This is a genomic window from Bradyrhizobium oropedii, from assembly GCF_020889685.1.
GTDB lineage: Bacteria > Pseudomonadota > Alphaproteobacteria > Rhizobiales > Xanthobacteraceae > Bradyrhizobium > Bradyrhizobium oropedii.
The window spans coordinates 1-7,855 of record NZ_JACMYO010000283.1 but is presented as its reverse complement, the minus strand read 5'-3'; the positions used below and the strand labels follow the sequence as shown (position 1 = coordinate 7,855).

The window sequence follows — 7,855 nt, the reverse complement described above, 5'->3', positions numbered from 1 at the left end:
CTGCTTTCGCAGGGACGACACTGAATATGCTGAACTGCTTGTGATCATGCATCCGCATCCTCGCGGCGCTGACGCGTCCGAGTCTTGCGTTTACTTGCCCTCTTCCAAGGCAGCCCCGTCATTCCGGGGCTCGCGAAGCGAGAACCCGGAATCCATTCAGCCACGTGCCCGCGGCCCGATGGATTCCGGGCTCGTGCTGCGCACGCCCCGGAATGACGAGTTGACGACAGCAACGTCTCCGATGACGACGGAGACTTTCGGCTCAAAATGGGCATCTTGCAGAAAATCTCGACCGCAACACCGCGGCGTGTGTTACACCTCGAAGGCAACAAGGACGTGCGCATGACATCCACCGTCGATCTGGCGAAGCTGCACATTGATGCCTTCAGGCCGCACCAGGATGCGGAGTTCGAATTGCAGGCGGCGGATCGCGTCGTCAAGCTGAAGCTCGCCAAGGTCGAGCCCGCGGGCAACAGCGGCCGGCTGGGCGGTGCGTTCTCGCTGCTGTTCGAGGGGCCGAAGGGCGCGTGGTTGCCGCAGGCGATCTATCCGGTGCGGCATCCGATGCTGGGCGAGATCGAAATCTTCCTGGTGCCGATCGGGCCGCTCGGCGACGGCAATGGCTATCAGGCGGTCTTCACCTGATAGTCGGAAGCCTGTTTGCCGGAAGCTGCCGCCGCCGCGCGCCAGCGCATCAGGTCGTAGACGCCCTTGTCCTCCTCGGTGAGGAAGCCGAGCCGCCGGTAGAGCCGCATCGCGGGATTGAATTTCTCCACATGGATTGACACGGCCTTGCCGGCTCCGGCGGCCTCGTCGAGCAGGTCGCGCATCAGCGCTCCGCCGAGACCCGATCCGCGATGTTCCGGCAGGAAGGCGATATCGATGACGCAATGCTCGCTCGGCCAGCGATCGACATAAAGACGGCCGATATCCTCTTTGCCGCGCGTCGTCACCAGCCAGTCGGCTGTCGGATAATATTGCTGGTAGTGCGCGTGCTGCGCCTGGAATTGCATGGCCAGGAACGCGGCCTTCTGCTCGGCGCTCCAGGGTGTGACCGCCAGTTCGTCGGTGCGGGTCGAGGCATAGAGTCGCGCCAAAAAGGGCAAGTCGGCATCGGTGATACGACGAAACGTGAGGCCGGCATCCGCGGCGCGTGTCCATCCGAACGCCGCGGCAGCCGTATCGGTGCTCAAGCCATGCGTCATGGCCGGTTCAACTGCGCGGCGGGAAGATGCCCTGCAATGCGATGCAGAAATTCAGAGTGAGGAAAGGCATCATGTTGTTGTGCGCCTGGTTGCCGCCGGCCGGCAGAATCGAACTCGTTGCCGAGAATTGCGAAATGTTGGTCAGTGTCGCCGTGTAGGCCTGCCCCGGATTGGCACGTGCAAGCGAGCGTGCCGGACTGGGTGTTGCGAGCTCGGATTGACCGATGTTGCCCAGAACCCCGTGGTTGTGCTGGGCCATCTGGGCTTGCAGCAGCGTCACCGTTGTCGTGCCGCCGGTCTGTCCGAGGACATACAGGGTCCCGCTGTTGCTCTGCCCCGGATGCATCGGCGCGTTGCCTTGCAGGTTGGGCAGCGCAAAGTTGCTCGTACCGTTGCCGCCATAAGTGGTGCCGAGCAAGGAGAAAAGTGCGGCGTTCTGCGAGATCGACACCAATTGGCCATCGCACAAAGCCCACCCACGCGGCGCGAAGTTGAACGGGAAAATGCGAATCTCGGCCACGAATTGATCAGACATGGTCCCGTCCTAATTTTGGCTCGGATAAATGCCGTAGAGTGAGATGATGAAGCTGATGCAGAGGTAAGGCTGCATGTTGTCGTGCGGCTGGCTGCCGCCCATGAACGTGCAGGCCTGGTTCGCCATCGGCGATGCGGCCGCGACCTCGCGGTAAATCTGGGTCGCTCCCACAGTGCCGACGACGTTGCCCGCCACTGTGCTGCTGGTCGCCGTGTTCTGGGATGCCGCCATCGGGTGGGAGTGCGTGGGCAGTTGCTGGGTGGTCAGCGTCACCTGCTCGGCGCCTGCGCTTTGGCCCATGACGAAGCCGCTGGCCTGGTGCAGCGGCAGGCGGCCTTGCAGGTTCGGCAGCGCGAAGGTCTGCTGGCCGTCGCCGCCATACGTCGTTCCGATCAGGTTGTACAACGTGTCGTACTGGGAGATCGGCAGGATTTGTCCCTGGCAGAACATCCAGCCGTTCGGCGCAAAATTTCCGCCGAACATGCGAATCTCGCCAATGTAAGGCTGGCCCATGGCGCGAATCCTTCAGGTTCGGGAGGGAAAGATACCTTGCAACGCGATGCAGAAGCTGATCGTGAGATAAGGCTGCATGTTCTCGTGAGGTTGCGAACCACCGGCATAGCCGACGGTGCTTGGGACCAGCGTCGTCAGATTGGCCGCGGCCGTATAGAGATTGGCCGACGTCGCCATCAGATTGCCGGTGACCGCGACGTTGTCGGCGTTGTTGCTCGTGCCCTGAAATGTATGCGGATGCTGCGGCATCTCGGAAATCGTCAGCGTGTGGGATGTTTCACCGCCGGTCTGCCCCTGCGTGAAGCCCCCGCCCATATGCAGCGGCACCTTTCCTTGCAGATTGGGCAGCGCGAAATTCGTCGTGCCGTTTCCGCCGTAGGTCGTGCCGAACAGCGAGAACAATGCCTGGTTCTGATTGATCGGCAGCACCTGACCGTTGCAGAGGGCCCAGCCTTTCGGTGGGAAGCTGAACGACATCATCCTGATTTCCGAGAGATACGGTTCAGACATCGGTCCCTCCGCCCAAACGATTCCGTCTCGTCAGAGACTCAATTAAAATGCAAGGCAAATACGGTCGCGCAACAACGAGTGCACGATAGCGTGTTTTGCGCCAAGTGCAACCTCAACGACTGTTTGATTATCGCGATTTTTGTTTCGCGCTTGACGCATTCGCGTCGTCGTAACGATGCGGATGATCCACTGCTTCGATTGGCGTAAACGCTCGCGCCCGAATGCAGCACGCCTGCCGGATTGTGCCGGCAGGCGTTGTTGTCGCGCGAAATTGGATCAGACTACCAGATCGTGATGGGTCTGCACGTGATTGTCGACCGGCGAGCCGCCCATGGCAGCGAGTTGCGTCTCGTGGCCCGACCACCAGGCTGTGCCGGAACTGGATTGCCCGCTGAACAGATCGGACAATGCCTGGGCATTCTGGACAAACGCCGCGAGGTCGAAGTGACCGGCGCTGCCGGTCGGAGTGGTAGTCGTCTGCTGGCCCGCGAAAGTATTGGTCTGCGTGAACACGAAGTTCTGTTGGGTGTAACCGGTGCCTGTCGTCGCGCCGCCGGTTTGCGCGACATCGGCGGCGCTCGGCAGCCTCCGCTCGCCGTCGGCGAGGCCGATATACATCAGGTCGTGGACATCGGACGGCGAGATGGTGTCGGGGAGGCCGAGCACGTGGCCCAATTCGTGCGTCACGGTGGTCAGGAGATCGAGATGTCCGGCTGCTGCCGTCGACGAATCGGTCAGCAGGTCGGTGCCGGACGCATTGAGGGCGTTGGCGAATTCAAAATTGTTCGACGGTGTCGGATCGATGAACCAGCCGTGGCCGGCGGCATCGGTGTCGATCGTGATATGTCCGGCGCTTTCCTGGCCGACAATCTGGCCCGCCAGATCGGCGACGCTGAAGGAGACGGCATGCAGCAGTGCGAGCTGGGCCGAGCTGGCGCCCGCGGCCGCCCATTGGGCGATCGCCGACGACACCACCGAGTTGAGCTCGCTCTGCGTCAGGTGCATCTCACCCGTCGTCGGCGTCGACGCCTGCACGCCGCCCGATTCGGCGAGCAGCGGCGCGACCACCGCGGGAAGCGTCGGCACCGAGGAGACCAACGTCGTCGTGCCGTTGCCGCCCGTAGTGTCGATGCCGATCGTGCCCGTGGTGCTGCTGTTGTCGTCGGCGATCACGCCCGCAGCGCTGCCCGAGGTCGAACCGTTCTTCGAGAGGTTCAGATGGGTGCTGGCGCTGAAGTTGCTCAGCTCGACGTCGGTGGCGTAGCTCGTACTATGGTTCAGCGTGTTCTTGCTGCCCGTGCCGCCGGAGCCCATGCCGACGAGGACGTTCGTCGTGCTGGTGTCGGTCGCCGTCGCACCGTTTTCCACATCGAGCGCGGCAAATGGACTGGTGGAGGTCGGAGACGACACCGAGTTGCCGTACAGCGTGGCGTTCAGGGTCGAGCTGCCGTCGTTGTTCTGGAGTGCGATGCCTGAGTCGCCGACACCGGTGATGGTGTTGTTCTGGATCAGCGTCGTCAGGCTGCCGGCGCCGGCGTCGCGAACGAAGATGCCGTCGGAGTTCGAGTTCGTCAGCGCCGGGCCGATGTTGTTGCTGGCGATCGTGCCGGACATGGTGCCGTTGTCCTGGCCCTTGGCAACGAAGATGCCCACGGTGTCGAACGCGTTGGCGCCGCCGCCGGTCAGCGTGTTGTGCGAGATATCGAACGTGGTGGTCGCGGCGGAGACGAGGCCGCCGGATCCGCTGCGGATATCGACCGCGGTGCCGCCGCCAGGGACGATCGCTTCGCCGTTCTGGAACAGGTTGCTCCGGACCACCGCGTCCATCGACGAGTTGTTGTTGGCCGCGAACGCGATGAAGTCGGCCCGCGTGCCGGTGAACGTGCTGTTCGTCACCGTGTAGTTGGCGGTCGCAGAGTTGTAGACCTGTCCGCGGACGTTATCGTTGCCGGTCGAGCCGATCAGGCCGAACGTGTCGTTGTTCATCGTCAGGCGGTTCAGCGTGCCAAAGGTGTTGTAGAGGTCGATGTTCTCGTCGAAGCCGCCGGAGATGCTCGACCCCGTGATCGAGGCGGTGCCGAGCAGATTGTCGAACCGGATGCTGCTTTCCTCGCGGTCGCCGGCAATGGTGGTGCCGTTGGTGCCGTTGATCGTGCTGTTGGCGAGCGTGAAGCCGATGACGTTGTTGCCGTAGATCGCGAAGTTGCTGAAATCATGCATCGACATGTCGGTCAGCGACACGTTGGCGGTATTGTGCAGGAAGATGCCGGTCCCGTTCGTGCCTGACGTCGCTTGTCCGTTGGCGTCGCTGCCGATCAAGATGTCGCTGCCCGTCTTGTTGTCGATGGTGCCGCCGGATCCAGCGGCACCGGTGCCCGTGACGGCAAGGCCGCCGGCCGATCCGGTGTTGCTGAGGATGATGCCGGCGTTGTTGGAGGTGCCGGTGGACGAGATGCTCTGGAAGGTGATGTTGCCCGAGCCGATATTGGTGTTCTCGACATCGAGCGCGGTACCGGTGGTGGACGTGATGGTGTTGTTGCTGCCGGTGACGGTGATCGTGCCGCCATGGGTGAAGCTCATGCCGGCGCCGCCGGCGGTCTTGATCACGATGTCGGACATCGAGACGGTCCCGACATTGTTGCCGTCGTCGCTGATGCCGATGCCGGTCGAGGCCGAGGTGTTGATGCTGACGCCGGTGATGGTGTGACCCGACGTGCCGAGCAGGTCGATGCCGTTGTGGGCGCCGGTGACCTGGATGACCGGATCGGTGCCGGAGCCGGTGTTGGCCGTGACCAGCGCGCCGGTCACCAGATTGGTGAATTGCAGGGTGTGGCTGCCGCCGATCAGGTTGACGCCATTGGCGAGACTGATGCCGTTGGCTTCACTGTAAGTGCCGGTGCCGTGCTCGAGCACGACGTAGTCGCCGGAGCCCGCCGGATTCGCGGCGTTGAAGGCCGCGATCGAGGTGTATGGATTGGCCTGGGTGCCGGCGTTGGTGCTGCCGGTCGCCGAGTTGTCGATATAGAACACCTGCGGGACAACGCCAACGTGGAAGGTCTGCGGGCCGGAGGTCTGCGCGCCGGGTGTGCCGGTGTGGCCGTTGTCGTTGATGTTCAGCGAGATCGCGTCCGCCCCGGTGAAGCCGTCGTCGCTGTTATAGGTCAGCGTCGCCAGCGCGGTGTTGATCTGCGCGATCGTGCCTGTGAGCGTGACGGTGTGGCTGCCGTTGTTGGTGGAGCTGGCGAGGCCCGTGGTGTTGAAGTTCAGCGCGCCGTGGCTGGAGGTGATCGTTGCGATCTCATTGCCACCCGCGGAATCGATGTCGGCGACCGAAAGCCCCGATATCGCGAGGTTGGTGTGTGAAAATGCAGTCCCGACCGATGCATCCGACGGCACCGTCGCGGTGGGCGGATCGTCGATCGCGGTGACGGTCTGGCTCGCACTTGCGGAACCGGTGTCGGTGCCGCCGTTGGCGGTGCCGCCGTCGTCGACCGCGGTCACGGTATAGGAACGCGCCGTGGTGTCGGGGGGCTCGCCGGTGTTGTTGAACTGAACCAGATCGAGCACGGCATTGTAGTGCGCGATCGTGTCGGTGCCGGTCAGGGTGACGGTTTCGGTGGTGGCCGTGCTGGTGATGGCGAAGTGGATGCTGCCAATGTCGCCGCTCGAGCCGGCGTGACCCGAGATCGAGAGCGCGTCCGAATGCTTGAGGTCGTTCAGCTCGAAGGTCGCGCTGATCAGGTTGGTGCTGTCGACGTCGGTGATCGTGAGGTTGGGAGCAATCGTGACCGGGACGGAATTCGCCGGCGGCGTGCCGACCGGCGGCTCGCTGAAGTTGGTGATCGCGCCGAATGTCACCACCGGCGGGTTGTTGACCGGCGTCACATCAATGGTGTCGGTCACGGGCGTGCTGTCGACGATACCGTCGTTGGCGATGATGGTGACCGTGCGGGCCAGGCCGGACGGGTTGTTGCTGGTGTTGAGATAAGTGATCGAATCCAGCGCCGTTTGATAATTCGCAACCGTATCGTTGCCGGTCAGCGTCAGCGTGCCGTGTACGGCATCAAACGTTCCAGTGATGTTGCCGAATGCGGTGAAGGCGAGAACGTCCTGGCCGCTGACATAGTTGCCGGTGATCTGGACGGTGGCATGCGCAAGATCGGCCGAATCCGAATCCGTGACGGTCAATGCCGGGTCGAACGCGGTCGCGGGTTGCCCCTCGAGATAGTTCAGGGTGTGGCCGGCGGTGACGACGGGCGGCGCATCAGGAGGCGCGACCGTTTCGGTGTTCGAGGTGCCGGTGATGGCGGCGCTGACGGTATCGGTCGCGGTGATGGTCTGGCTGCCCGCGGTCTCGAATGTTTCAGCGAAGGTGCCGACGCCGTTGGTCAGCGTCATGTTGGCCGGTAGCACCGCGCTGCCGTCGGTCGAGGTGAAGTGCACCGTGCCCGTATAGCCGGTGGCCACGTTGTTGTGGGCATCGAGCGCAGTGACGGTGACCGAACCCGGAACGTTCGCCCTGCCGTTGGCGGGGATGCTGACCACAAAATGCATGGCCGCACCCGGCGCGACCGTTTCGGCGTTCGAGATACCGGTGATGATGGCGCTGACGGTGTCGGTCGCGGTGATGGTCTGGCTACCGGCAGTATCGAGGGTTTCGCTGAAGCTGCCGACGCCGTTGGTCAACGTCATGTCGGCGGGCAGCACGGCGCTGCCGTCGCTCGAGGTGAAGTGGACCGTGCCCGCATAGCCAGTGACGACGTTGCCGAAGGCGTCGAGCGCGGTCACCGTGCCCGAACCGGCCGTTCCTGCCGTTCCGTTGGCCGGGATGCTCACGCCAAAATGCGTGACGGCGGCAGCCGTGACCGTCGCGGCGTTCGACGTGCCGGTGATGGCCGAGCTGACGGTGTCGGTCGCAGTGATGGTCTGGTTGCCGGCGGTGTCGAGGGTCTCGCTGAAGGTGGCGGTGCCGTTGGTCAACGTCATGTTGGCCGGCAGCACGGCCTGGCCGTCGGTCGACGTGAAGTGCACCGTGCCTGCGTAACCGGTGGCGATGTTGCCGAAGGCATCATATGCGGTGATCGTGGCCGGA

6 protein-coding genes are annotated in these 7,855 nt (G+C 63.4%); 1 reads left to right on the top strand and 5 read right to left on the bottom strand.

All coding sequences use genetic code 11. The features are described from left to right. The first annotated feature begins 342 nt into the window (after nt 1-342). Nucleotides 343-645, top strand: coding sequence for a DUF6916 family protein (locus H8A95_RS40260; protein WP_229188075.1), 303 nt, complete (start codon nt 343-345; stop codon nt 643-645). Here the strand turns inward: H8A95_RS40260 and H8A95_RS40255 are convergent. The 5 genes from H8A95_RS40255 to H8A95_RS40235 all read right to left on the bottom strand — a co-directional run. Continuing rightward, nucleotides 627-1,205: a GNAT family N-acetyltransferase gene (locus tag H8A95_RS40255; RefSeq protein ID WP_229188074.1), complete on the bottom strand. Its 579-nt coding sequence runs from the start codon at nt 1,203-1,205 to the stop codon at nt 627-629. The genes H8A95_RS40260 and H8A95_RS40255 overlap by 19 nt on opposite strands. A 7-nt stretch (nt 1,206-1,212) precedes the next feature. Then, complete coding sequence (locus tag H8A95_RS40250; protein WP_229188073.1) at nt 1,213-1,740, bottom strand: phage tail protein; 528 nt, start codon at nt 1,738-1,740, stop codon at nt 1,213-1,215. 9 nt (nt 1,741-1,749) lie between these two features. Further along, entirely contained in the window at nt 1,750-2,253 is a 504-nt protein-coding gene (locus tag H8A95_RS40245) for a phage tail protein (RefSeq protein ID WP_420839529.1), read from the bottom strand. A 12-nt stretch (nt 2,254-2,265) separates the two neighbouring features. Then, on the bottom strand, nt 2,266-2,763 hold the full coding sequence (locus H8A95_RS40240) for a phage tail protein (RefSeq protein WP_229188071.1): 498 nt from the start codon (nt 2,761-2,763) through the stop codon (nt 2,266-2,268). A gap of 276 nt (nt 2,764-3,039) precedes the next feature. Then, nucleotides 3,040-7,855 (bottom strand): zinc metalloprotease (locus tag H8A95_RS40235; protein ID WP_229188070.1); only part of this gene is annotated, 4,816 nt, incomplete at its 5' end.